At 46.4% G+C, this 23,556-nt stretch carries 20 protein-coding genes, 1 tRNA gene and 1 pseudogene; 8 read left to right on the top strand and 14 right to left on the bottom strand.

The annotated features are described in order from the left end of the window. Positions 1 to 196 precede the first annotated feature (196 nt). Positions 197 to 1,198 (top strand): alpha/beta hydrolase, encoded by a 1,002-nt coding sequence (locus EHQ17_RS02930; RefSeq protein WP_135595463.1) that lies wholly within the window; start codon positions 197 to 199, stop codon positions 1,196 to 1,198. Between the two features lie 105 nt (positions 1,199 to 1,303). Here EHQ17_RS02930 and pgsW read toward each other — a convergent pair whose 3' ends face one another. From pgsW to EHQ17_RS02965, 7 genes are all read right to left on the bottom strand, one after another. Next, positions 1,304 to 2,407 carry a poly-gamma-glutamate system protein gene (gene pgsW, locus EHQ17_RS02935; RefSeq protein ID WP_246057348.1) on the bottom strand — a complete coding sequence of 368 codons (1,104 nt, stop codon included), beginning with the start codon at positions 2,405 to 2,407 and terminating at the stop codon, positions 1,304 to 1,306. Continuing rightward, positions 2,408 to 2,857, bottom strand: coding sequence for a poly-gamma-glutamate biosynthesis protein PgsC (gene pgsC / locus EHQ17_RS02940; protein WP_135595462.1), 450 nt, complete (start codon positions 2,855 to 2,857; stop codon positions 2,408 to 2,410). Beyond that, entirely contained in the window at positions 2,845 to 4,047 is a 1,203-nt protein-coding gene (pgsB, locus tag EHQ17_RS02945) for a poly-gamma-glutamate synthase PgsB (RefSeq protein ID WP_135595461.1), read from the bottom strand. The genes pgsC and pgsB overlap by 13 nt, the downstream gene beginning before the upstream one ends. A 4-nt stretch (positions 4,048 to 4,051) precedes the next feature. After that, entirely contained in the window at positions 4,052 to 5,311 is a 1,260-nt protein-coding gene (locus EHQ17_RS02950) for a SpoIIE family protein phosphatase (protein WP_135595460.1), read from the bottom strand. A 59-nt stretch (positions 5,312 to 5,370) separates the two neighbouring features. Beyond that, entirely contained in the window at positions 5,371 to 6,498 is a 1,128-nt protein-coding gene (locus EHQ17_RS02955) for a sensor histidine kinase (protein ID WP_135595459.1), read from the bottom strand. 108 nt (positions 6,499 to 6,606) lie between these two features. Continuing rightward, a complete protein-coding gene (locus EHQ17_RS02960; RefSeq protein ID WP_135595458.1) occupies positions 6,607 to 6,996 on the bottom strand; it encodes an FKBP-type peptidyl-prolyl cis-trans isomerase in 390 nt (129 codons plus the stop codon). Then, positions 6,993 to 7,361, bottom strand: coding sequence for an RNA recognition motif domain-containing protein (locus EHQ17_RS02965; protein ID WP_135595457.1), 369 nt, complete (start codon positions 7,359 to 7,361; stop codon positions 6,993 to 6,995). Before EHQ17_RS02965 ends, EHQ17_RS02960 begins: the two co-directional genes overlap by 4 nt. Before the next feature lie 127 nt (positions 7,362 to 7,488). Here EHQ17_RS02965 and EHQ17_RS02970 point away from each other — a divergent pair, with 127 nt between their 5' ends. The 3 genes from EHQ17_RS02970 (at position 7,489) to EHQ17_RS02980 (ending at position 11,705) form a co-directional block, all read left to right on the top strand. Next, positions 7,489 to 8,535, top strand: a complete 1,047-nt coding sequence (locus EHQ17_RS02970; RefSeq protein ID WP_135595505.1) for a serine/threonine protein kinase — start codon at positions 7,489 to 7,491, stop codon at positions 8,533 to 8,535. Between the two features lie 157 nt (positions 8,536 to 8,692). Beyond that, positions 8,693 to 10,981: an inorganic phosphate transporter gene (locus tag EHQ17_RS02975; protein ID WP_135595456.1), complete on the top strand. Its 2,289-nt coding sequence runs from the start codon at positions 8,693 to 8,695 to the stop codon at positions 10,979 to 10,981. 229 nt (positions 10,982 to 11,210) lie between these two features. Further along, complete coding sequence (locus tag EHQ17_RS02980) at positions 11,211 to 11,705, top strand: GNAT family N-acetyltransferase (protein ID WP_135595455.1); 495 nt, start codon at positions 11,211 to 11,213, stop codon at positions 11,703 to 11,705. A 111-nt stretch (positions 11,706 to 11,816) separates the two neighbouring features. Here the strand turns inward: EHQ17_RS02980 and clpX are convergent, their stop codons facing one another. The 5 genes and pseudogenes from clpX to EHQ17_RS03005 all read right to left on the bottom strand — a co-directional run. Then, positions 11,817 to 13,079: an ATP-dependent Clp protease ATP-binding subunit ClpX gene (gene clpX / locus EHQ17_RS02985; protein ID WP_135595454.1), complete on the bottom strand. Its 1,263-nt coding sequence runs from the start codon at positions 13,077 to 13,079 to the stop codon at positions 11,817 to 11,819. An 11-nt stretch (positions 13,080 to 13,090) separates the two neighbouring features. Beyond that, the gene (gene clpP, locus EHQ17_RS02990) at positions 13,091 to 13,702 is read right to left on the bottom strand and encodes an ATP-dependent Clp endopeptidase proteolytic subunit ClpP (RefSeq protein WP_135595453.1); all 612 of its coding nucleotides are present in this window, start codon (positions 13,700 to 13,702) and stop codon (positions 13,091 to 13,093) included. Next, positions 13,699 to 15,054: a trigger factor gene (gene tig / locus EHQ17_RS02995; protein ID WP_135595452.1), complete on the bottom strand. Its 1,356-nt coding sequence runs from the start codon at positions 15,052 to 15,054 to the stop codon at positions 13,699 to 13,701. Before tig ends, clpP begins: the two co-directional genes overlap by 4 nt. A 36-nt stretch (positions 15,055 to 15,090) precedes the next feature. Then, a tRNA-Gly gene (locus EHQ17_RS03000) sits at positions 15,091 to 15,162 on the bottom strand. A 62-nt stretch (positions 15,163 to 15,224) separates the two neighbouring features. Then, positions 15,225 to 15,782, bottom strand: a pseudogene (locus EHQ17_RS03005) (arylesterase); the annotation flags it as partial. A 148-nt stretch (positions 15,783 to 15,930) separates the two neighbouring features. Here EHQ17_RS03005 and EHQ17_RS03010 point away from each other — a divergent pair. The 3 genes from EHQ17_RS03010 to EHQ17_RS03020 all read left to right on the top strand — a co-directional run bounded on the left by EHQ17_RS03010 (position 15,931) and on the right by EHQ17_RS03020 (position 19,517). Beyond that, positions 15,931 to 17,667, top strand: coding sequence for a glycoside hydrolase family 3 protein (locus EHQ17_RS03010; protein WP_135595451.1), 1,737 nt, complete (start codon positions 15,931 to 15,933; stop codon positions 17,665 to 17,667). Then, complete coding sequence (gene hemW, locus EHQ17_RS03015) at positions 17,667 to 18,830, top strand: radical SAM family heme chaperone HemW (RefSeq protein WP_135595450.1); 1,164 nt, start codon at positions 17,667 to 17,669, stop codon at positions 18,828 to 18,830. Before EHQ17_RS03010 ends, hemW begins: the two co-directional genes overlap by 1 nt. Before the next feature lie 285 nt (positions 18,831 to 19,115). Continuing rightward, positions 19,116 to 19,517: an acyl-CoA thioesterase gene (locus tag EHQ17_RS03020; RefSeq protein ID WP_135595449.1), complete on the top strand. Its 402-nt coding sequence runs from the start codon at positions 19,116 to 19,118 to the stop codon at positions 19,515 to 19,517. 115 nt (positions 19,518 to 19,632) lie between these two features. On the opposite strand, the gene ilvN is transcribed toward EHQ17_RS03020, so the two are convergent. Further along, on the bottom strand, positions 19,633 to 20,118 hold the full coding sequence (gene ilvN, locus EHQ17_RS03025; protein ID WP_135595448.1) for an acetolactate synthase small subunit: 486 nt from the start codon (positions 20,116 to 20,118) through the stop codon (positions 19,633 to 19,635). Continuing rightward, positions 20,115 to 21,824, bottom strand: coding sequence for a biosynthetic-type acetolactate synthase large subunit (gene ilvB / locus EHQ17_RS03030; RefSeq protein WP_135595447.1), 1,710 nt, complete (start codon positions 21,822 to 21,824; stop codon positions 20,115 to 20,117). The genes ilvN and ilvB overlap by 4 nt, the downstream gene beginning before the upstream one ends. Positions 21,825 to 22,275: 451 nt before the next feature. Between ilvB and EHQ17_RS03040 the strand changes: the two genes are divergently transcribed. After that, the gene (locus tag EHQ17_RS03040; RefSeq protein WP_135595446.1) at positions 22,276 to 23,385 is read left to right on the top strand and encodes a tetratricopeptide repeat protein; all 1,110 of its coding nucleotides are present in this window, start codon (positions 22,276 to 22,278) and stop codon (positions 23,383 to 23,385) included. Positions 23,386 to 23,556: the final 171 nt, after the last annotated feature.

Consider the following 23,556-nt stretch of genomic DNA (forward strand, 5'->3'; position numbering starts at 1 on the left):
GGATAAAAGTTAACTACCCGCTTTTTCGGATTTGGCGTGTCCTAACTACCGTATTCGATCCGAAAATCGGAGGACGGTGAATACCAAGCCGTCAAATTGGGAAAAAGATCCCTTTTATCCATTCTTGCTTTCGTTTCGGAATCGAAACGGAATTAAGAGGCTTGCTGGAAAGATTCGAAGCGAAAATATCGGAAGAATGAACAAAGCCGTTCCCGAATCCGTCACGAAGAATATTACAAAATCGTTACACGTTCCGATCGAAGACGGTTTGACGATATCCGCAGAAGTCTACGGACCTTTACCGGTTGGGAAAGGTTCTCCGCCTCCGATTCTGTGCATCCACGGATTAACCGGAAATCTTATGAACTTTGCGCCGTTAGCAAGAAATTTAATGCGACAAGGTCTGACGGTCATCGCTTACGATCTCAGAGGAAGAGGAAATTCCTCGAAACCCGAAACGGATTACTCGCACGAAGTACACGCCGAGGACATACTAAAAATCATCGATCATCTGAATCTTTCGAAAGTCAATCTCCTCGCCCATTCTTTGGGATGTTGGATATCGCTCACGTTCGCAAAACTTTATCCGGAACGAACCGAAAAACTCTGTCTCGTTGACGGAGGAGGAAAAATTTCCGTTTTTCGAAAACTTTCTAACCTGCGAATGATTCGGACCTCCCTCGAACGTCTCGGAAGAAACTTTTCCTCACCGGAAGAATATCTTCAGCTGGCGAAAAATTCTCCTATTTTAGGCTCTTGGAACGAAGACGTGGAGGCGTTTTTGCGTTACGAACTCGAGGAAACCACGGACCAAAACGGCGAAAAAGTCTACCGCTGCAACATTCCGCTCCGGGTGATACGATCCGAACTCGTCAACATGGGCGGCGAAATGAAAGCGGAGGACATCCCACTACGTTTTATAAAAAATCCGATTTCAAGTTTTAGAATATTCAAAAAAAATAAAATTCTTCCATATCGTTCGATAACTTCACCCGTACTGATCATACGAGCGGGAAAATCGAACTTCAAAAAAGGGGACGAGTTATTGCCCGATTCCGCCTTGTCCATTTTCGAAAAGGAACTAAATCGACCCGTTTTCCTAACTCTTCCGGATAAAAACCACTATGAAACCGTTCTACTACCGGACCTAAAACGGGACGAAACGATCGTTTGGTTTTTCAAAAAGAAAGAAAGATAGATAGATATAAAATCGGATTTAAGCAAGGAGATAAAACTTTCGTATCAATCGATGAATCGATTCGAATCTGCTAAACCGACGTCCGAATCGAATGTATTTTTTCGCCTAAAGCCGAACGGACGGGTTTTGTGTTTGTTCGCTTCCGTTGGAAATGCGACCCGAGAAAATCCAAAGAAAAAGAATCAAAACAGCCAACGCGAACGCGGCCAAACTACGGGACGGTTTTCGTCTGATGAGAAGATTCGAAGAACCCGGTATCGCCACCGTTCCGATTTCGTATTTCATTCCCGCCTCAGAAGCCAAGGACTCGATTCCGATCACGTGTAAAATCGGGATTTTTTTTTCCAAAAACCGTTTCATTACGGAATCGGGGGACGAGATATTTTCGTCCGAAGAAAATACGATTCCGCGTGGGATTCTTCCCTTCCCCAATCCCGTTCCCGCAGAAACTGTGCCTCCTCCGATGTTCACGTAAAGCAATATATTCGAAGTTTCATATATTCTCATTCTTTTAAGTAATGATTGTTCGAACGAATCCGAGGAAAGAAATCGATATCCGTTTTTAGAGATCGAGTCCCGGATTAAATCCGCACCTTCCTTATCGATTCCGATTCCCCGGTCGTCGATTCCTCCGACGCTGAAAAAGGAGGTTCGGTTTTCGATGAATCCGTTTTTTATTAGGTCGCCTTCCATATCCGGCCACAAAAGCCCGGGAAGATTGGCGCCGAATTGCGAGGAAGAAACGCTTCCGATCACGATGGTTTTTAATCCCATCGCATCGGCCGCCGCAAAAAAAGCGACGTTCAACGCAGGAAAAGAGCCGGTTATTCCTGCGGAAATCGTATCCCCCGGTTTTAACCCCGCTTCCCGAAACCGCTGTACGAACCAAGCCGCAAAATCAGGATGCAACGACACAAGTTTAGCGGAGAGTTTTCCCGCGGAACTAGTAACGGACGAAATTTCTACCCCCACCAAACCGCTGTTATATGGATCAATCACTGGATCGATCGGGATGTTTTTCTCCGATCGTAACGTTTTTATCCGTTCGAACGCGGCGTAGGCCCGTTCACTCGCACTTTTTCGAATTTCATAAGCGTCCTGAAATTCCTCTTCCGGAAAATAGGATACTATTCCGTATAAAGACAAGGCGACTAACGTAATGGCCGAAATCCAAAACGGATTTTTATATCTTCGGAAGACTTCCTGCAACTAAAACGTCCCTCCTAAAAGGAGGATCAAAACCATCCGGAGAATACAAACGCAGACCGTGACTCCAGATACCGTCCGCAAGATCCCCTGTTTTTCCATCGACAACGCGATCAGCCCCGGAACCAGATGTCCAAAACCGGACGTTCCGACGCGTTTTCCCGCGTTGTGTTGGTTCAGAACTTCGCTTAACAAATATGAAATCAGAATGGAAACGATCAGAACGAACGCGATCTTCCTATTTCCGAAGGACAGAAAATGGGGTTCGGCGATCTTATAAATTCCGTAGGTGGAAAATGAAGAGAGCGTAACGATCAAAAGAAACCAGGGATCGGACAGTTCGAGCGCGAAATATCCCGGTACGATCCAACCTCCCGCGTGGATTCCCGTTTTTTCCTCGAAAACGAAACCGATAAGAATTCCGAGTCCAATAGAAAGCGTCAGGATTTCCATGCCGATTTTTCCCGCAAACGATCGCATAACGTTTCCATCCAAACACGTCCGCTTCCCCGAAAATTTCCCGCTCCGATCCAGATCGAGTTCGAAACCGTTTTCGTTTTTTCAGGACTTTCGACCGACGGATCGTAATACCCGGAAGTTTCCCTCTTTTTGTTTCGATCGACAACGAGGGCGGTCCCCCGGTAAACTCTCAAAAACGCTCTCATCCACGGTCCGAAGTAATGGATCGTTTCCACCTCCTTCAATCGTGAAAGTAATTTAGAAAATTCTAAAGTTCTAAATGGCCTTTCCCTTCGGGAATTAAAAACGACGACAACACGTTCGCACCTCCGTTCGTTCATCGCGGAACGGTAGATTTTTTCCCAGGAATCTACGTCGTTCGCCGCAAACGCAAAGATAAAACCGATTTTTTCTCCGTTTGATTCCGAATCGACGATTTTCAACGCGCCCGGATCCGGACGTGTTTTCGACATTCCGTCACGGATCGTAGATTCCGGAATATTCAATTTTTTGCATATTTCGTCCGCAATCTCGAGATTTTCCGAATGTTCCCGATAGGACAGTCGGCTCAGAATTTCCCGGAAACGTTCGGATTTTCCCTTGTCATCCGAGTCCGGAAAAAAAACGGTCGATCGTTTTACTTGAGCGGTTTTAAGCAAAATCGAATTCTCAAAAGAATTTCCCAGAACGAGCGTTCCGCCGGTCGGGACCGTTTCGGCGAAAGCAAGTTCGGTCCATTGAGTCGGATCCCCCCATTCCGAGTGATCGGTACGAAGATTGGTGATCACGGTATGGGTGGCACGAACGAGGAAAGTTTCCGATTTTCTTTGATACTCTTCTTGCACGGCCATACATTCCAAAACGATCGCATCCGCCTTACGTTCGGCCGCATAACGTAGAAATTTTCCCTGTTCCGAAATCGAAATCCGGTTTCTGTCAATTTTAATCTCGCTTCGATCGGGAAATAACAACCTCGGAGAGGAACCGGTGGTTTTCGCGTATACGTTCCATCCTGCCTCGACAAGTACGGAATGGATCAGTCGTGTGACCGAGGATTTGCCTCTAGTTCCGTTGACGTGAATTCGAATCGGAACCGAATCGATATCCGCGGATCTACGCCGTTTTTCCAGGAATAGATAGAGCGAAAAGAGGAAAAATGAAATCGATAAAATGATAAGCGACATCGGATCAATCGGGGGAATTTAAGGATATCAAAAGTGCGGTTATATCGTCTTGAATTTTTTGTCCTCCGAGATGATCCATGAGAGCTTGTAGAATCGCGGGGATGGTTTCCTCCATAGGCTCATCGAATTTTTCCGCCAGGATTCTCTGCACGGACAATTCGCCGAACTGTTGTTTTTCGGAATTAAATTCCTCATAAATGCCGTCCGTAAGAAGAAACAACCTATCCCCGTACTGATACGTCAACGAAAAGATCCCGTATCGGTTTTTCGAATCCAATCCCAATAGGGAACCTGTCCGATCCAAACCCATCACCAAGTCCTTGGAAAGAAAAAATTGAGGAGGATGTCCCCCGGAGGAATACACGATCCTCCTTTGAACCGTGTCTATATCGGCGAGAAAACAGGAAAAAAACATCCCTATGTTTCCGAAATTACGGCAGTATTCGTAGTTGAATTCCGTCAGTAGTTCGCCCGGATCGACTTCCTTCTTTTTTAAGGATTCCAAAATTCCCTTGATCGTCATCGTCAACAACGCCGCTTGGATCCCGTGTCCGGTCGCGTCCGCAACGAACACCCGCAAAACACCGGGACGAATTTCGAAAAAATCGTAGAGATCTCCCCCCACCTCCATCATCGGAAGATAAGCGGAATGGATCTCAATCCCGGAAACGGAAGGCATTACGGAAAGGATCTCCGATTGAAGACGTTTGGCGAGACTCAATTCCTCTTTCATCGCCTTGTAGTAGTTCGCGAGAAGTCTGGACCTCTGTCTTACCTTCTCTTCGAGTTTTTCCAGCAGCTCTTCCTTTTCACGGTCCATACGTTTGAGAGTTTGATTGGCCCGTTTCAATTCCATTAGAATTCTATGTTTTTCTGATATATCTCGGATGATGACGTGGTATTGAAAGTCCCCTTCCGGTCCGGTTACGGAGATCGAAACCTCGGAAACAAGCACGGATTTGTCCTTGCGAATCAGACGAATTGGGCCGAAGGGTTTTTGTCTTTTTTTATCCGGCAGTTTGGCGACGTTTTTCAGGATTCTATAAAACCGATTTCTAATACGAAGAGGAAACTGATGTTCGATGGTTTTTCCGATGATTTCGGAGGCGAGATAACCGGACATACGTTCCGCCGCGGGATTGATGAGAAACACTCTAAAATTCCGATCCAAGGAAACGATCGCATCGATCGCGGACTGGAATAAGATCGAATACCGTTCCTCCGGGTCGTACAATTCTGATTTGGATCGCGCAGGAACGGTCATATACGTTATCGAGAAGAGTCTATTAGAATAAGATAAACCTTCCCGAAGTCAAGGATCTTTCAGAAGGATTCCGGAAGATCGACGTAAAACCGGGTCGTTCCGTTTTCGGATTGAAACGAAAGTTCGCCTCCCATTTCCAAAACGAGATTGTAGGAAACGGTAAGTCCCAAACCCGTTCCCTTACCGATTTCCTTCGTGGTATAAAACGGATCGAAAAGTTTATGACGGTTTTCCTCGGGGATTCCGATTCCCGTGTCTTCTACGACGGTTCGTAGAAAGGGCCTGCCTTTTTTTTTCAGAGGGATCCATTCCAAGGTAAGAAGTTTCGGTTTCGTAGGATCGGTCTGAAGATCCAGCGCATCTTTGGCGTTCGTGAGAAGATTGAGATACACTTGTCGGAGCCTTCCCGCGGAACAAACCGCATACACGGGAACGTCCAAAGGAGGAACGACGACTTCGATTCCCGATTTGCGGAATCCGTTTTTCAAAAGCCCGAAAGTGGAACAGAAAATCGCGGTCAAATCGTGCAACCTCGCCTCTTCCTTTTCCAAGCGCGTGAACGTGAGCATATCTTTTACGATTTCGGAGATACGATTGCTTTCCTGCAGGATGATTCCCGCGTATTTGCGGAGCGGATTTCCCGATTCGATTCCGTTAAAGACCAGTTCCGCGTAGTTGATCACTCCCATCAACGGATTGTTGATTTCGTGTGCCACTCCCGCGGAAAGAGTTCCGATGGCCTCCAATTTTTGTTTTTGAACCCAGGAGTCGGCCGGTTTTTCCGGATCGTTTCCGTTTTCGTAGGAACGCATCGTTCGAGCCGATCGGGAAACTTTCGAAAATTCGGAAATTCTACCGGACTCTAAATATGCAAGAATTTGCATATTTTCGAAATCGAATGCAAAGAAAACGGAATATTCTCGAGAGGAAAAACCGCTTTTGCGGACGGATATCGTGTAGGAAGGCGGATCGGCGACAGCCGGTTCGGGCCAAAGCGAAGGATCCGAAAAATCGGGAGCTGCGCCCGAAAATTCGAAAACTTCTCCCCAGTACGTAGTTCCGACTTCCAATCCCTCTTTCGAAAAACCGAAGGACTTGCAAAACGAGGAATTTGCCCGTTTGATACGGAAGGACGGATCTAAGATACAGCCTGGAACGGGAGAAAGTTCGAAAAAGTTATAAGACATCCGGTGTAAGCTATCGTAAGAACGCTTCCTCACTGATAGATTAGAACCGGATTCCGTTTAGAATCTAACGTCAGAATACGGTAAATTCTGTTTCAAAAAGTAGAATCTTCAGTACACTTTTAGTAATTCCACTTCAAAAATGAGCGTGGAATTCGGAGGAATCGAGGCTCCCGCTCCCCGGGATCCATATCCCAATTCGGGGGGAATGGTGAGTTTGCGGATTCCACCTTCCTTCATTCCTCGAACCCCTCGATCCCAACCTTTGATCACTTCGCCCGCGCCCAAATTGAACGTAAACGGGGTTCTACGATCCCGAGAACTGTCGAATTTCTTCCCGTTTGTGAGAGTTCCCACGTAGTGAACGGTCACATTGGAACCGGAAAAGGCCTCTTTCCCGGTTCCGACACGGATATCCTTGAGAATCAGATCCCCGTCGGCCGACGCGGGAACGTTCGCCCAAAGAATGACAGCCGCCAAACAAAAATAGACTCGTTTCATTTTCCTCTTCCTCCGGTCCTTCTGACCCCGGCCCCGGAAAATCCTCCGGTTTTCGATTGGTTTCCGTGAATTTTTCCGGAACCGGCCGCTCCCCCTTTCAGGGATTGTTTTTTCTCGAATTCTTTTTTGAGCTCTTCCGAATCCACGACGGCGATCTGTTTGCCTTGTATTTCTTTTTTGTGCAAAGCCGCGATGGCTTTGGCTCCCGCCGAATCTTCCATATCCACGGATCCATAGGACAAGGAACGACCGGTCGTTTTATCTTTTTTAATATGCGCTTCTTGAACGGTCCCGAATTCCGAAAAAATCTTTTTCAATTCCTCTTCGGTCAGTTCCTGGGGCAAATTACCTACTGATATTTTCATGATTTTTCCTTCTTACGGAATCAATTTGTAAAATCCGATTCTATTGAAAACCAAATTCTAAACGTGCACGATGGAATGGAGCGTTTTTGTCTTGGAGGAAAACGAAACGAACGAATCCTGGAAGGGAATGGCCGATTTTTTTTCACTCCATCCCGGAGAAATTCTTACCCTGGCCGAAGCCGCCGGTTACGAACCGTCCGGACATTGTATGGCACTCAATAGTTTGGAAAATCGTGTTTTCGATCTTCGTTTGGAAGACGGTTCCCATATCATAACCAAATTTTACCGTCCGGGACGTTGGACCCGGGAACAAATTCTGGAAGAACACCGTTTTTTAGAAGATTTACGTACGGAAGAAATTCCGGTTTGCGCGCCTCTGCGTTTTCCCGACGGAAACACGGTGGCCTCGTTTCAAAACGAAATGTATTATTCGTTTTGGCCTCGGGTGGGCGGACGTTCTCCCGACGAACTGAACGCGGAACAACTTCGGATTTTGGGAAGATTGCTCGCGAGAATTCACAATGTGGGGGCCGCCCAACCGATGAAACACAGAATCACTCTGAATTCGGAGACGTACGGAAACGAACCCCTGAAAACCTTGCTCGCGGGAGAATGGATTCCTCCCGGATGCAGAAACGAATACCAAGACATCGTAAAACGAATCTTGGATCTATATCACCAAGCGATCGAATCGGTTCCGTTCCACAGAATCCACGGAGATTGTCACAAAGGGAATCTTCTCTTCGGAAACGAGGGTTGGTTTTTCGTGGATTTCGACGACAGTTTGAGCGGCCCCGCAGTCCAGGATTTTTGGATGTTACTTTCTAAGGGGCAGGATTCCTTCGAGGAACGGAACAAAATTCTCGAAGGGTATCGGGAATTCAGGGACTTCGACGAGGGCTGGTTTCGGCTCATCGAAATTCTCCGGGCGATGCGTTTTGTGCACTACTCCGCCTGGATTTCCAGCCGCTTTCGAACCGACCCGTCTTTCCCGAAAGCCTTTCCCCAATTTGCGGGCACCGATTATTGGGAAAAGGAAACCTGGGAACTCAAAGAACAGGTTCAACTGATTTTAGATTCCGCCGGAACCCGAAATTTCTACTCCGTTACGGAAATCCCCACCCCGGAAGAAGAGCTGACCAACAAGGATTTTTTTTGGGATCTGGAGGATTAACCGGTTGAATTTTGTAACGGAAAAGTAATAAACACGGATGGGCCGTCGGTAAAATTTCAGTTGTCCGACTTCCCCTATAGAAAACACTCAATCAACTGTTTTACGGATTTCTAAGCGAAAATCGTAGATTCTACAAAAAAACAATCGGAAGCGTTTCATGGACTTTTTCCTAATCATCGTTATCCTTATGGCCATTCTCGGAGTCGGCGACCTTTTGGTCGGCGTTTCCAACGACGCGGTCAATTTTACCAATTCCGCGGTCGGTTCGAAAGCCTCTTCCAAACGGATCATTTTAGTCGTTGCCGGAATCGGGATCATCTTCGGAGCGCTTTCCTCGAGCGGAATGATGGAAGTCGCCCGGAAAGGTATCTTTCATCCGGAAGGATTTGCGCTCCAGGATTTGATGTTCCTGTTTTTGGCGGTGATGTTGACCGACATCGTTCTTTTGGATCTCTACAATACCTTAGGGCTGCCCACTTCCACGACGGTGTCCCTGGTATTCGAACTTTTGGGCGCCGCACTTGCGATCGCATTTTTAAAAACCGGAACCCTCAACGGCGCGTTTCAGATCATCAACTCCGAAAGCGCCTTGAAGATCATTTTCGGAATCGTGACGAGTGTCATCGTCGCCTTCCTTTCCGGAATGATCCTTCAATTCGTATTCCGTTTTATCTTTTCTTTCCACCTCAAAAACTCGATGAAATATTTCGGAGGACTTTTCGGCGGACTTTCCCTAACCACGGTGGTATTTTTCACTCTTTTGTCGGCGATGAAAGGATCCTCGTTCATTCCATCCGAAACGGTAAAATACATCAACGAAAACTTCACCAACATACTGCTCGTCAGTTTCGCCGTATTTTCCGTCGTTTTCCAGATTCTAGTATTATTAGAATGGAATATTCTAAAATTCTTAGTTTTGGTGGGAACCGGTTCGCTCGCTATGGCCTTTGCGAGCAACGACTTGGTGAATTTCATCGGTGTTCCTTTGGCTAGTTTCGCTACATGGACCCTCATCCAACAGGGAGGAGATCCCAACGCTCTGGCGACCGGCCTCGCAGGAAACGTACAAACTCCGAATTTCATCCTATTGGGAGCGGCCTGCGTGATGTTGTTTCCTCTTTGGTTCTCCAAAAAAGCGGCCACGGTCACCCAAACCGAAGTCACACTCGGTTCCCAGGGAGAAACATTAGAAAGTTTTAATACAAGTCTGGTCGCCCGCGTTTTCGTCCAGATCGCGCTCGGAATTTACACTCCGATCAAGGCGATTCTCCCCGCGAGAGTCCGTCACTTCATCGGAAAACGATTCGAACAAAGGAATATCTTCGAAGTGGTAAAAGTCCACGAAACCGAAGCCTTCGATCTTTTGCGAGCTTCCGTAAACATACAGATTTCCAGCGCCTTGATTTTGATCGGAACACTGTACAAACTTCCTCTATCGACCACGTTCGTAACCTTTATGGTCGCCATGGGAACGTCTCTCACCGACGGAGCTTGGAACAAGGAGAATTCCGTAAACCGAGTCAGCGGGGTTTTGACCGTGGTAGGAGGTTGGTTTTTTACCGCCATCATCGCTTCCACAACGGCGGGGATCATCGGATCGATCCTGTATCTGTTCGGCTTTTCTTCGGTGATCGTTCTGGTTTTGGTCGCGGGTTTATTGATCTATCTTTTCGGTAGAATCCACAAAAAACGTCAGGAAACCTACGACGCCAATCTGGAAAAACTGATCACACTCAAAAAACATCCGGAACGCGCTCTCACAAGAACGATCTCTTCCATGCTCGCCAGTTTGAGCGTCGCAAGAAAGGCGCTCAACAACGCCTGCGCGGGTTATGTGAACGGAAAAAAGAAAAACTTCAGACAGACACAAAAACTTCTGAAAGATTTAAAAAAGATGAGGGAGAATTCCCTTTCCAGTTTTTTATCGATCGCCAACAAACATCTGGACGAAGAGGATCTTTCCGCAATCCATCCAGTCACCGATTCCATCAATCATCTCGATCGAATCACGGAAAGTATCTGGAATATTCTGCGGACCGCTTCCAACGGAATCAGCTCCTTTCAGGAAGTTTCCAAAGACGAAAAAGAGGAAGTGAAGGAACTGCGAAAATCGGCTACCAATCTCATGGAACTTTTGGCGGATTCGGATAAGTTTCCCGATCTACTCGAAAAAGCGAGATCGGAAAAGAAAACCAAAAACCTCGAAAAGATCAAACAAAACATCTACAAAAGTCAGATGAAACGTATCAAAAAAGGGGACAGCAAACTCAAGTCCAGCGTTTCCTATTTTGTAATCGTAGACGAACTCTTGGATATCAACGACAATCTTCTTTCTCTTGCAGAACAGTTGAGCGTCGCGATTCCCTGGGCGGAAAAGAAAAAAATCGAACTGCAGGGAAAACTTCAGTCTTCTACCAAAACCGAAGACAAGAAAAAGAAAAAGTAATCTCTTCGATTTAATTTAATTCGATTTAATTCGAAGGGCGATCGTTCTCATCGGGAACGGTCGCCTTTCTTTTGAACGGAAGTTCGGAACAAAAAACGAAATCGAATTACGGTTTTTAGAAAACTCTCGCCCGCCGGGTTTCATTCAAACTTGACGTCTCGTATAAAAATGCCGGAGTAGAGAGGGATTCGCTTCCTAAAAAATCGTAAGCGACTCGCAAAAGGTTTCTATGGAATTCGAAATCAAATCCTATCCCCTCGAACAAACCGATTTCGACCGGAGCATCGAGAAATTGCTGCAGCAGAGTTATGTGGACGCTGGATTCACTTCCCCGGAAATTGCGGAGCGGATATTTTCGATCGGAGAAGTAAAAAAACGGGGAACGATTCTTTTAGGAATTACGAAAACCGAAGTAGTAGCGGGAATGATTGTTCTCGGAAACGCTCACAATCCGTATCGACAAATCGCAAACTCTCACGAAGCGGAAATGCAGCTGCTCGCCACCTTGCCCATCTACCGGAAAAACGGGATCGCAGATCGTCTTTGTCGCGACTTCGAAACGGAGGCGAAAAAATCCGGTTTGAGCGGTGCGGTTCTTTCCACACAACCGGCGATGAAAGCGGCCCACGCCTTGTATGAAAAATGCGGATACATTCGAAACCCGATGCGAGACTGGAATAAAAACGGTCGAGAATTCTGGGTGTATGAAAAAAAACTGGGATAACCGAGGATAAGCGAGAACCGAGGCCCAAGCAGCAAAACGGAACGACTTCCCTCTCTTTCAGACGAAAGAAAAAATCTACTGTGCCAAACCCCGATCCGATCGTTTGAAACGTTATGCGATCTTGGATTCTTTTTTGAGAATCAAGGTAGGAGCGGCACGATCCGAGATTACTTCTCCCGTGATCACGACTTCCTCTATGTCCTTACGGGAAGGAATATCGAACATAAGATCCAACATGATATTCTCCACGATGGCTCTCAATCCTCTTGCTCCGGACTCCCGTTTGATGGCAAGTTCCGCAATGCGATCGATCGCGTCCTCCCGGAAAGTAAGTTTGACGTTTTCCAATTCCAACAAACGAGTGTATTGTTTGAGAACCGAGTTTTTCGGTTCTCTGAATATTTCCTTTAGCATCTCTACGTCCAACTCCTGCAGAGTGGCGACGATCGGTAATCTACCGATAAACTCAGGGATCAATCCGAACTTGATCAGATCTTCCGGGATCACCTGCCCCATGAGGGCGTCCTTGCTGTCGGCTTGTTTCCTTTGTTCTTCGGAACCGAAACCGATCGTTTTTACACCCGTTCTGGACTTGATGATGTTCGGAAGATCCACGAACGCACCACCGAGGATAAATAGGATATTTTTCGTATCCACCTGGAGGTATTCCTGGTGAGGATGTTTTCGTCCGCCTTGCGGAGGAACATTCGCTACGGTTCCTTCTATGATTTTAAGGAGAGCCTGTTGCACTCCTTCCCCACTTACGTCCCGGGTAATGGAAGCGCTGTCCGATTTGCGGGCGATCTTATCCACCTCGTCGATATAAATGATTCCGATTTCGGCCCGCTTGATATCGTTGTCCGCGTTTTGGATCAGTTTGAGAATGATATTTTCCACATCCTCGCCGACATATCCCGCTTCCGTAAGAGCGGTCGCGTCCACGATCGCAAAGGGAACCTTGATGATTCTCGCGAGGGTTTGAGCTAAGAGTGTTTTACCGCTTCCGGTCGGTCCGATCAAAAGAATGTTCGACTTTTCGATTTCCACCTCGGACTTTTTTTCTTTCAGATTGATCCGTTTGTAGTGATTGTAAACTGCTACGGAAAGTGCCTTTTTTGCGTGATCTTGTCCGATCACGTATTGGTCTAAAATATTTTTGATTTCCGCCGGATTGGGAACTTCCCCGAAAACGTCTGTCTTTTCCTGAGTATGATCGTGATCCTCGGCGATGATTTCATTACAAAGGGAAATACATTCGTCACAGATATAAACACCCGGACCCGCAACTAAACGTTTGACCGCGTCCTGTTCTTTTCCGCAAAACGAACAGAATAGTTTTTGTTTACCGTTGGTTCCTTGTGTTTTTTTAGCCAAGAGAAACTCCTTTATTGAGCCGCAGCAGCGGCCTTTTCCGTGCGGTCGATCTGAATTACGTTGTCGATGATTCCGTAATTTTTGGCTTCTTCCGCAGTCATATAAAAATTCCTTTCGGTATCTTTTTGAATTTGCTCTACACTCTTTCCGGTATGTTTATGATAAATCGAATTTAAAATTTCTTTGAGCTTCAAAACTTCCCGTGCCTGGATCTCGATATCACTGGCCTGGCCGGTCGCACCACCCATGGGTTGATGCATCATGATTCTGGAATTGGGAAGAGCCGAGCGTTTTCCGGCCGCACCACCCGCCAACAACAAAGCCGCCATCGAGGAAGCCTGTCCGAGACAAAGTGTACGAACGTCCGGTTTGATGTATTGCATCGTATCGTAGATGGCCAATCCGGAGGACACATAACCGCCCGGAGAATTGAGATACAGATAAATGTCTCTTTCTGGATTTTCGGCTTCCAAAAATAACAACTGAGCCGTGATGACGTTCGCGTAATCGTCGTTGATTGCGTTCCCAAGAAAGATGATTCTATCTTTTAAAAGTCGGGAAAAAATATCATACGACCTTTCCCCTCTGCTGGTTTGCTCGATCACATACGGGATTACACTCATGCTTTCTGCTCTTCCTTTTGGTTCAGATACTCTTTTACCTGGCCAATGCTCAGTTTGTCAGTGTATTTTTTTTCTACAAGATCAAAGAGGGCATCGTCCACTTTTTTCGCAAAAAAATTCTCTCGATAATTATCCATGAGTTTTCCCTTTTCCAGCTCTTTTTTAAGATCGGACAGGGAAATTTGGTAACTGGATGCAAGTTTTTCCAAATCGGCATCAAAATCCGAATCGGAATAGGTGATCGTTTCGGTTTGGGCGATCTTTTGGCGCGTAAAAAAGTGTTTCAGACGGGTTTCGGCTAAATTTCGGAAAGAATCCTGAACTTCTTTCAGATCCTTTTGGATCATTTCCGCATATCTTTCCAAGGTCATGTGCGGAAGACGGAATTCATGAATCATATTGTGGAAAACGTGCTCGGATTCTTCTTTCACATAGGATTCCGGCAGAACGTATTTCGAATCCTCTATGATTTCCTTGTAGATGTCTTCCATCTTTTTGTTTTTGACGCCTTCTTCAAAACGTTCTTTTAAGTTTTTACGGATTTTATCCTTCAAAGCCGCCAAAGACTCGGAACCGTCAAATTCGGAGGCCAAATCATCGTCCGCTTGCGGAAGAATATTGCCATACAAGGATTTTACGGTTACGGAATACTCGAAAGACTTACCCGCCACTTCGTTTTGCGGGTAGTCGTCCGGAAACGTATGTGTGAATTCGCGCGTTTCCCCGGTTTTCATTCCATACAAATTCTCATCAAAACCCTTTAAATTACTTTCATGACCCAAATGATAGTCGTTGGAAGTGTTGCTCGCGTTTTTCGGCTCCTGCCCTTTTTCGCGAACGGTATATTCCATATCGATGATATCCCCTGCCGCCGCCGTTTGTCCTTCTTCTTTGAGTTGTTTTCTGGCGAGTTGTTTGCGGATCGTTTCGATTTCTTCCTGCACATCCGCTTCCGTCACCGCGACTTCGGGAAGTTTGATTTTGAGTTTTTTATACTTTCCTAAGGTGATTTCCGGATTGGTTTCGTACACCGCGGTGGCGACCAAAGTTTTTTCAGGCTGATATTCCTGAATTTCGAACTTCGGAAAACGGATCATAGGATATTCCAATTTTGTGATGATCGAAGTCATACCGTCCACGATCAATGTGTTGATCGCATCACTCGCGATCGAATCTCCCAGATGACGTTTTACAAGATTGAGCGGAGCCTTTCCCTGTCTGAAACCCGGAAGTTTTACGTCTTTTTGTTTTTCGGAATAGGTTTTTTCGAAGGCTTTTTCTAGGTCGGTAGCCTCGAAGGTAAGTTTAATATCTACGGTGGCGTTCGAATTCTTCTTAAGTTTGTAATCCATGATTTGAATAGGCCCGGAGGAGAATTTAAAAGAAAAAGCGGGAAACGGGATTCGAACCCGCGACCCCCTCCTTGGCAAGGAGGTGCTCTACCACTGAGCTATTCCCGCGATTATTCAGGTAGATCCATGATTTTCGGGAAAAGTCCGGTGTAAACTCACTTTTTAGAGAATCATCTCTTCCGTAACAATTTTTGGAAAAAGGGAAGAAGATGGTTCGCTAAAATGGTATGACCCTCCGCCGTCGGATGAATTCCATCTTTCTGATTGAGACTTTTTACGCCGGCCACTCCGTCCAAAAAAAACGGAACCAAGGGAAGGTTTTCTTCTTTGGCGATTTTCGGAAAAATACTTTCGAATTTCTTTCGATATTCCTTTCCTAAGTTCGGAAAGGTTCTCATGCCGAGGAGAAGGATCTTTGCTTGCGGATTTTTTTTTCTGACCCGGGAAAGAATCTCCTTCAGGTTGCGTTCGGTTTGTTCGGGAGAAATTCCCCGCATCGAATCGTTGGCGCCGAGTTCCAAAACGAAAACGTCGAACCCTCCGGACAAGGCCCAATCCAATCGAGCCAGACCTCCCGAACTCGTATCCCCGCTCATACCCGCGTTGACGGATTTCACCGTCCATCCCTGTTTGGATAATTTTTTTTCCAAAAGTCCGGGAAACGCATCTTCGGGTGAATCCAAACCCAGACCCGCCGTCAAACTGTCTCCGAAAAAAAGAATTCGAACCGGAGACGCACCTCCTTGTCCGAAACTCGCAACGCTAAAAACACAAATCGAAAGAAAGAACAAAACTGCATTTCGATACATAAGATATTGAAAACCTTCCCCGGAATTTGTTTTTACAGAATTCAAGGTTTTCCTATTCTGTCAAACTATGATCCGCCGTTTTTTATTCGCGTTCCTCCTTCTTCTCGGTTTCTTAACCGTGTTCTACTACGTGTCCTCCTATCAACAGGAACTGCAAGCGGACGGATGGGACGGATATCTCGAATCCCAAGCCAAGTCCATCGTGGATAAAATGACTCCCGAAGAATTGACCGGTCAGGTGATCCACGTCGCGATTCCCGGTAAAACGTTGGATCAAACCGCGGAAAAGGAAATTCAGGAAATTCTTCCGGGAGGAATCATCCTCTTCGGCATGAATTTAGGAACCAAACAGGAAATCCTAAAACTCAATATGGAATTGCAAAAGAAAAGTATGGAGGCTTCCAAACTTCCTCTTTTGATTTCTGTCGATCAGGAAGGCGGTCGGGTCCTACGCGTCAAAGACGGGGTCACTCAGTTTCCGGGAGCGATGGCGCTCGGACAAACCAAAAACGCGGACCTCGCTTATAAGGTGGGATTCGTCACCTCGTATCAACTCCGCAAATTAGGACTCAACTTCGTTTTCGCTCCCGACTTGGACATCAACAACAATCCCGACAATCCGGTCATCAACACTCGTTCCTTAGGAAGTAGTCCCGAACTCGTAACGAAAATCGGAATCGGTTACGAAAAAGGCGCAAGACTCGGAGGAGCGATTCCTACGATCAAACACTTTCCCGGACACGGGGACACCAACGTGGACAGTCACCTCGGACTTCCTAAGATCGATAAGGATCTGGACGCATTGGAAACGATGGAACTCATTCCCTTTCGGGAATCGATCAAACAAGGCGCGGAAGTGGTGATGAGCGCGCATATCGTCTATCCCAAATTGGATCCGAACTTTCCCGCTACTTTGTCCTCCAAAATTCTAACGGGAATTCTGCGGGAAAAACTGGGCTTCCAAGGAGTGATCATCACGGATGCTATGGAAATGGACGCAATCGACGTTCATTATAAGGACAACGATCCGGGAGTTTTGGCTATATTAGCGGGAGCTGATATACTTCTGATGACGAGTTGGGGAAAAACTACGCGGGATATGAAGAATCAGATCCTTTCCGCATACAAAAAAGGGACGTTCCAAAAGGGAGAACGGGATCTCCTAAAGGAAGCGGCCTACAGACAGATCCTCCTCAAGCTCAAACACGGTATCGTTTACGAGTTCTCCAAAAAACCTTCCAACCCCGCCGCGTTATCCGCCATGGAACAAAAGGAACTTTCCTTCTTTCAGGATCAGATCGCGGAACGGGATAAAACCTTCTTGGAAATTTTTTCACCGGAGTTGAACGCGGAAATATCGCGTGCCTCCATCGTATCGTTTCCGGAATCGTTCCGCCCGAACGCGGTAAAACCTGAGGACACGATCTTTGCGCTTCGCGGAAAGGAATTCGAAACCCTGTTGAACGAAAAAAACGTAACGAACGTGAACGCCGGTAAAATCCCGGGTTTGACCAAGGACGAACGTTACAAACGGATCGTGGTGACGACGTTCAGCCAATTGGAACTGGACTTGGCCGCGGGGCTCGCCAAACGATATCCCAAGCTCGAAGTGGTCGCGCTTCACTACGGAACTCCATTCTTAAAATTGAATACTCTTTCCAACTTGAAAATTCTCTTCTCTTTTTCCCCGACCCTGGAATCCAAACGGGCGTTGCTCTATTCCGTTTTGGAACGGACGTCTCCGATTCCAGTTGTGGATCTGATCCTGAAAACGCAGGAACCGAAACCGGCTTCGAAAAACTGATGTCCTCGTTCTCGGAAAATCCGGTGGCCAAAACCGGAGTTCCGGGAATTTACGTACACTATCCCTACTGCATTCAAAAATGCGAATATTGCGATTTCTTTTCGTTGGGAAACGGCAAAAATCCGATCCCCGACGAACGCGGACTTTTCGAACGTTATAAAAACGAAATTCTGCACAGGATCCAGGACGATCCATCCATTCAAAAAATGGAATACGATACGATTTTTTTCGGAGGTGGGACCCCGTCCCGAGCGGAACCGGAACGAATCGCGGATCTGATCCTTTTTTTGAAGGAATCATTCTCTTTTTCGAAAACGTCCGAAATCACGATGGAATGTAATCCGGAAGACGTAACTCCTTCGTTTTTGGAAGCGATCTCTCAAGCGGGAATCAATCGTATCTCGGTGGGAATCCAGACCTTTCAACCGGAAAAACTCCGTTTTTTGGGAAGACACTACGATCCGGATCGTTATACGACCGTACTCGAAACGGTAAAACGATCGAGGATCGATAACTTCTCCGCGGATCTGATATACGGAATTCCTGGACAAACCTTGGACGAAATTCTCGAAGACATACTTCGTGTTTTGTCGTACGGAGGCAAACACGTCAGCTTATACGCCTTGACCGTCGAAAAAGGAACGGAATATTCAAGAAAGGTAATAGATAAGATTTCTCCGGCTCCGGAAGAGGAGATCCAGGAGGAAATTCTAAAATTACTCCCCGATCTTTTAAAACCGTATGAAATGAAACAATACGAGGTCAGCAACTATTCGAAACCCGGATACGGCTCGGTGCACAACCTCAAATATTGGACTTTGGAACATTATCTGGGAATCGGTCCCGGCGCCCACGGATATCTTCCAAAGGGAAGATACTCCAACCCAAGAAACGTGGAAACCTATAAACGACGCGATTTTTCTCGGGAATACCTAAAACCGGATTTATACGAGGAATTACTGTTGTCCGTGTTCCGTCTGTTTCGACCGATCGACTTACGCTCGTTTTACGAACTGATTCCCGAAAGATACCCGGCGTTAGAAGAATATCTCGAAACACATTCGGGTGAGCGCAACTTCCAATACAAGAACGGAATTTTTCTCTGGAAACCGGAAGCGGTCTTGTTTTTAGATTCCGAAATTCTAAAATTCTCCGCCTTATAACAAGAAGATTCCCGATGCCGGGAAAAACTTCTCTTTTTCTTTTTTCAGGAGCAAAACGGAGCCCGCAAGACGATGCAAAGGCCACTCCTCCTCAAAAAACATTCAAAAATAATTGTATACAATTTTTAATATATACGATATCCATAATTCGTAAGATACGAACGGGACAAAAAAACGTTTCAATGCCAAACAATACGGTTTTCCAACGCTTCCGTTCCGTTTCCGATCCGGACTTTCAGAAAACGACGTCGATCAAACCTTGGGGAACAAAAGACGATTCAAACGATGAATAAAACACGAATTCACACGACCGAAATTTCCGTCTTAAGAAATCAATACGATTCGGACGGGGTTCTCAAGAACGATAACTTCCAGAAATTTCTGCACGAAGGAAGGATACAAGCGCTACGAGTTTTCGATTCCGAACTCAAAACGTCCGATTCCGAATCAGTGGAGCCGATGATCCTTTGGTCCGAACCGGAATACCAAGACGAAATCCGTTATCCGGAATCGATGCTCATTCACACCGAATTCGAACCTCTTTCCGGTCCACGGTATAGGATTTACCAGAAATTGATCCGAAAGTCGGACGGCAAAATACTGTGTTTCTGCAATTCCTTTTGTATTCTTTTCGATTCGAGCAAAAAGAAACCGTGGAAAAACGCCTCCCCTTTGTTAGCCGGTTAAGGAAAGTCTTCGACGGGATTGTTGAAGAGATTTTATCCGTTTTCGATCGATCGCAAAAATTGCCGAGCATGCGCTCGCTCAAGACTCCTCCGGAGACGAGTATCAAAACGCAAAATTACGCGGTGATACTTCTGTAACGAAGTGCGATCTGCCCCGTCCGAACGATCTCTTCGATTCCGTATTTGGACATGATCTCGACGATCGCGTTCACCTTTCTGGAATTTCCGGAGTATTCGATGGTAAGCGAAGAATGGGTTAGATCCGCGATTTTCGCTTCGAACACTTCGCAAACGGAAAGGATTTCAGTACGCGTGTCTTCCGTCAATTTCACGACCAAAAGTACGAGCTCTCTACTCACACAATCGTGGTAGGCAAGATCCTCCACTTCCAGTACGTCCGGTAGTTTTAAAAGCTGACGTTTTACTTGGTCCACGATGGATTCGTCGCCTTTGACAACGATTACCATACTAGACACTTCCGGGTTTACGGTGACGCCCACCGCGATGGAATCTATATTATAACTTCTGCGAGTGAATAATCCGGAGACGTGGCTCATCACTCCGGGATGGTTGTTTACCAGAATTTTCAGAATGTGTTTCATGATTTTTTCAGTCCGGCGAGATCCTTAAATTCGATCATATCCTTTTGCGATTTTCCCGCCGGGATCATAGGAAAAACTTTCTCTTCCGCCGGAATCATCACTTCCAAAAACGCGGCTTTGTCGTCTTTGGTGAAAAATTCGATCGCTTTGTCTATCTCGGACTTATCCGAAATTTTCATAGCGGGAATCGAATACGCCTCTGCGAGTTTAACGAAGTCCGGATTGTAGTTCCACTCCGATTGGGAAAATCTTTCCTCGTAAAAAAGTTCCTGCCACTGTCGGACCATTCCCAAAAAGTTATTATTGAACACCAGAACTTTGACGCCCAATTTGTTGGCGGCGATAGTTGCAAGTTCTTGAATATTCATCTGAATGGATCCGTCTCCGGAAACGCAGATCACCGTTTTATCCGGTCTTCCGAACTTGGCTCCTATCGCTGCGGGAAGTCCGTATCCCATCGTTCCCAATCCTCCCGACGTCAACCAGTTGTTCGGCTCGTCGAACAGATAATACTGAGCCGCCCACATCTGATGTTGTCCCACGTCTGTGGAAACTACGGCCTTTCCTTGGGTCTTTTTATACAATCGATCCAGAAAATCCTGCGGTTTGATCGTGGAACCGGAATTGTCGAACTCCAGAGGATGATCTTTTTTCAAACCCTGTAGATAATTCGTCCAAGTAGTCCTGTCCTTTTTTTTCACGAACGGGAGAATCGCCGCGATCGCGTCTTTGAGATCTCCGTGCAGAAGATGATCCACTTGAATTCGTTTATTGAACTCTGCTACGTCGATGTCTATGTGCGCGCGCACCGCTTTCTCCGCGAACTCTCCGATCTTTGCCACCCGATCGTCGAAACGGGCGCCCAGATTGAGTATATAATCACATTCTAATACGGCTTTGTTGGCGGCTGCTGTTCCGTGCATACCGAGCATTCCGACGCTCAGGGGATGAGTCCCCGGGAAGGCTCCGATTCCCATCAGGGTCGTAGTCACCGGAGCTCCGGCCGCCATCGCGAGGTCGAATATTTCCTTATGCGCGCCCGCATTGATCGCGCCTCCTCCCACATACAAAAGAGGTTTTTTAGAAGAGTTCAGAGCTTCCGCGAAACTCTCCACATTTCCCCTCACTTCCGGTTTTTTGTAGTGATGTTGTGCGATTTTGAGCCGCGACGCCTTACGCACGTTAGTCAGTTCGGTCTGTACATCCTTTGGAAAATCGAGAAGGACGGGCCCCGGTCTTCCGCCTAACGCAATCAAGGTGGCTTCCTCGAAATGACGCGCGATATCGTCCGCGGATTTCATAAGGGCGTTGTATTTTGTGATCGGAATGGTAATTCCGAAAATGTCCGCCTCTTGAAACGCGTCGGTCCCGATCGTATTGGTGGCCACCTGACCCGTGATCGCCAAAACGGGAATCGAATCCATTTTGGCGTCGGTAAGACCGGTGACGAGATTGGTGGCTCCGGGACCGGACGTTGCGATGCACACGCCGAGTTTGCCGGTGGCTCTCGCGTAACCTTCCGCCATATGAACGGCGCCTTGTTCGTGTCTTACCAGGATATGTTTGATTTTTTTACTTTTATAGATTTCGTCGTAAAAGGGAAGAATCGCCCCGCCGGGATATCCGAAAACGATATCCACCCCGTATTCTTCCAGAAGTTCCACCATCAATCTGGCACCGGTAATTCTTCCTGAGTCTTTGGACATGATCCCTCCCCTTACGTCCATAAAGATACCGGAAAGGCTACTGTCAAGAGGAACGAAAGTCGAAGACTTAGGGATTCGAACCGGCAAAGAAGCCGTTTTAGAAGAGAAACCGAACCGGTCAAATTACCGCGCAAAGAATCGTGGTTCGATGGTTTTCACAAAGAAAAGAAAGCGGAAAACGAATCGTAATTTCGATTTCTTCGGGAAGTCAAAAATGCGGAAAGAAAGTTTTTCGAAAAAAGTTGAAACGGAAATTTTTTTCCGAAATCCGATAGAGAAAAAGGGTTATTCCCGGGAACAAAGCACTTTTTACTTGAGTTCGTTGTAATCTGTTCTTATTTTCTTTACAGAATATTTAAGCCTCAAAAAAATATTCAATCAAAGTCTCTCCGAAAAATAATAATACGAATTCTAAATTGGAAAGAGAGAAACTTTAAAAAGAGAGAATCAAATGGAAAATCCTAACATTGAAAAAGAAGAAGAGGACAAACAATTCGCGATGATCAAAAGCCTCGCGAAGGAAGCCTACAAACTTTTAGATTCTCATCAATTTCCCAAAGCGGAAGCCAAACTCAGGGAACTCTTGGAAAAGGACCCGCATAACACCTACGGCCTCGTGGGAATGGGGGATCTTTTTTTCAAAAAGAAGGACTTTAAAAACGCGATCGAATATTATCATAAATGTATACAGGAAGATCCTTCCAATAAATTCTCATTGATGGGTTTGATGAATTGTTATCGCGAGATGAATCTTCTTTCCCGCGTGATCGAAGTAGCCGAGGAATACAGACATATCACGATCACGGACGCTTCCATTCTCAGTCGTGTCGCGGACGCACACAGAAAACTGAAGAACTTTAAAGAATCTGAAATTTATTATATGCAGGCTCTTCAGATCAATCCGAAGGACCAGTATGTCATCGTAGGCCTGGGACATCTTTACTTCGCCTGTCAGAAATACAAGGACGCCATCCATTGGTGGGAAAAACTGCTTCTGATCCAACCGGACAACATAAAAATCCTCACCGAAATCGGAAACTCTTACCGCAAGATCAAAGACTACGACGAAGCCATCCAATACTATCACCGTGCGGCGGAACTAGATCGGAAGAATTTTTTCGCGTTGTATGGTCTTGCGGAAAGTTACCGAGGCAAAAAGGACTTTCACAAAGCCAATCAGTACTGGGAGCGGATTTTGGAGTTCGATCCGGACAACAAACTCATCATCAATCGATATGCGGATAGTCTGCGCGGTATGGGTGAATTCGACAAAGCTCTGGAATGTTTCAATCGGATCTTAGCGGAAGGAGAGGATTACTTTGCGCTTTTAGGAAAAGCCTCTTCCTTAAAGCTGATCGGCAAACGGGACAAGGCGGAGGAGATCTACGTCGATCTTCACAAGAAATTTCCGATGGATCCGAGACCGGTCGTGGAACTTTCGGATCTTTACGTCGAATCCGACAAACCCGCCGAAGCGATTCGACTTCTCGAAGACTTCCAAAAAAAACAACCTCTCAACGAAGAGATCAAACACAAACTGGAAGCCATCAAAGGCGAATAACGTTCGTTCCTAAAAACGAAACGACTCTGTGTTTTCCGAAACGTTTCGGTGGAAGCGTCCTCGGCCGAAGATCGCCCGATCATCGTGGATCTTTCGGGGAGAACGTTTTAGAACGGGTCGGGCCTGGAATCGAAACCTTGGTCTCCTCCGGATCCGAACCGGCGCGTCAAC

Origin of the sequence: Leptospira gomenensis, from assembly GCF_004770155.1 — a bacterium.
In the GTDB taxonomy this organism is placed as follows: Bacteria; Spirochaetota; Leptospiria; order Leptospirales; family Leptospiraceae; genus Leptospira; species Leptospira gomenensis.

What these genes read in the sequence shown, in the direction of transcription:
- EHQ17_RS03040 (WP_135595446.1), top strand. Translation starts at nt 22,276, where the DNA reads ATGGAAAATCCTAACATTGAAAAAGAAGAAGAGGACAAACAATTCGCG.
- EHQ17_RS03020 (WP_135595449.1), top strand. Translation starts at nt 19,116, where the DNA reads ATGAATAAAACACGAATTCACACGACCGAAATTTCCGTCTTAAGAAAT.
- tig (WP_135595452.1), bottom strand. Translation starts at nt 15,054, where the DNA reads ATGGATTACAAACTTAAGAAGAATTCGAACGCCACCGTAGATATTAAA.
- EHQ17_RS02930 (WP_135595463.1), top strand. Translation starts at nt 197, where the DNA reads ATGAACAAAGCCGTTCCCGAATCCGTCACGAAGAATATTACAAAATCG.
- EHQ17_RS03010 (WP_135595451.1), top strand. Translation starts at nt 15,931, where the DNA reads ATGATCCGCCGTTTTTTATTCGCGTTCCTCCTTCTTCTCGGTTTCTTA.
- pgsB (WP_135595461.1), bottom strand. Translation starts at nt 4,047, where the DNA reads ATGTCGCTTATCATTTTATCGATTTCATTTTTCCTCTTTTCGCTCTAT.
- EHQ17_RS02980 (WP_135595455.1), top strand. Translation starts at nt 11,211, where the DNA reads ATGGAATTCGAAATCAAATCCTATCCCCTCGAACAAACCGATTTCGAC.
- EHQ17_RS02965 (WP_135595457.1), bottom strand. Translation starts at nt 7,361, where the DNA reads ATGAAAATATCAGTAGGTAATTTGCCCCAGGAACTGACCGAAGAGGAA.
- EHQ17_RS02955 (WP_135595459.1), bottom strand. Translation starts at nt 6,498, where the DNA reads ATGTCTTATAACTTTTTCGAACTTTCTCCCGTTCCAGGCTGTATCTTA.
- pgsC (WP_135595462.1), bottom strand. Translation starts at nt 2,857, where the DNA reads ATGGAAATCCTGACGCTTTCTATTGGACTCGGAATTCTTATCGGTTTC.
- EHQ17_RS02970 (WP_135595505.1), top strand. Translation starts at nt 7,489, where the DNA reads ATGGCCGATTTTTTTTCACTCCATCCCGGAGAAATTCTTACCCTGGCC.
- clpP (WP_135595453.1), bottom strand. Translation starts at nt 13,702, where the DNA reads ATGAGTGTAATCCCGTATGTGATCGAGCAAACCAGCAGAGGGGAAAGG.
- hemW (WP_135595450.1), top strand. Translation starts at nt 17,667, where the DNA reads ATGTCCTCGTTCTCGGAAAATCCGGTGGCCAAAACCGGAGTTCCGGGA.
- EHQ17_RS02975 (WP_135595456.1), top strand. Translation starts at nt 8,693, where the DNA reads ATGGACTTTTTCCTAATCATCGTTATCCTTATGGCCATTCTCGGAGTC.
- EHQ17_RS02950 (WP_135595460.1), bottom strand. Translation starts at nt 5,311, where the DNA reads ATGACCGTTCCTGCGCGATCCAAATCAGAATTGTACGACCCGGAGGAA.
- ilvN (WP_135595448.1), bottom strand. Translation starts at nt 20,118, where the DNA reads ATGAAACACATTCTGAAAATTCTGGTAAACAACCATCCCGGAGTGATG.
- ilvB (WP_135595447.1), bottom strand. Translation starts at nt 21,824, where the DNA reads ATGTCCAAAGACTCAGGAAGAATTACCGGTGCCAGATTGATGGTGGAA.
- EHQ17_RS02960 (WP_135595458.1), bottom strand. Translation starts at nt 6,996, where the DNA reads ATGAAACGAGTCTATTTTTGTTTGGCGGCTGTCATTCTTTGGGCGAAC.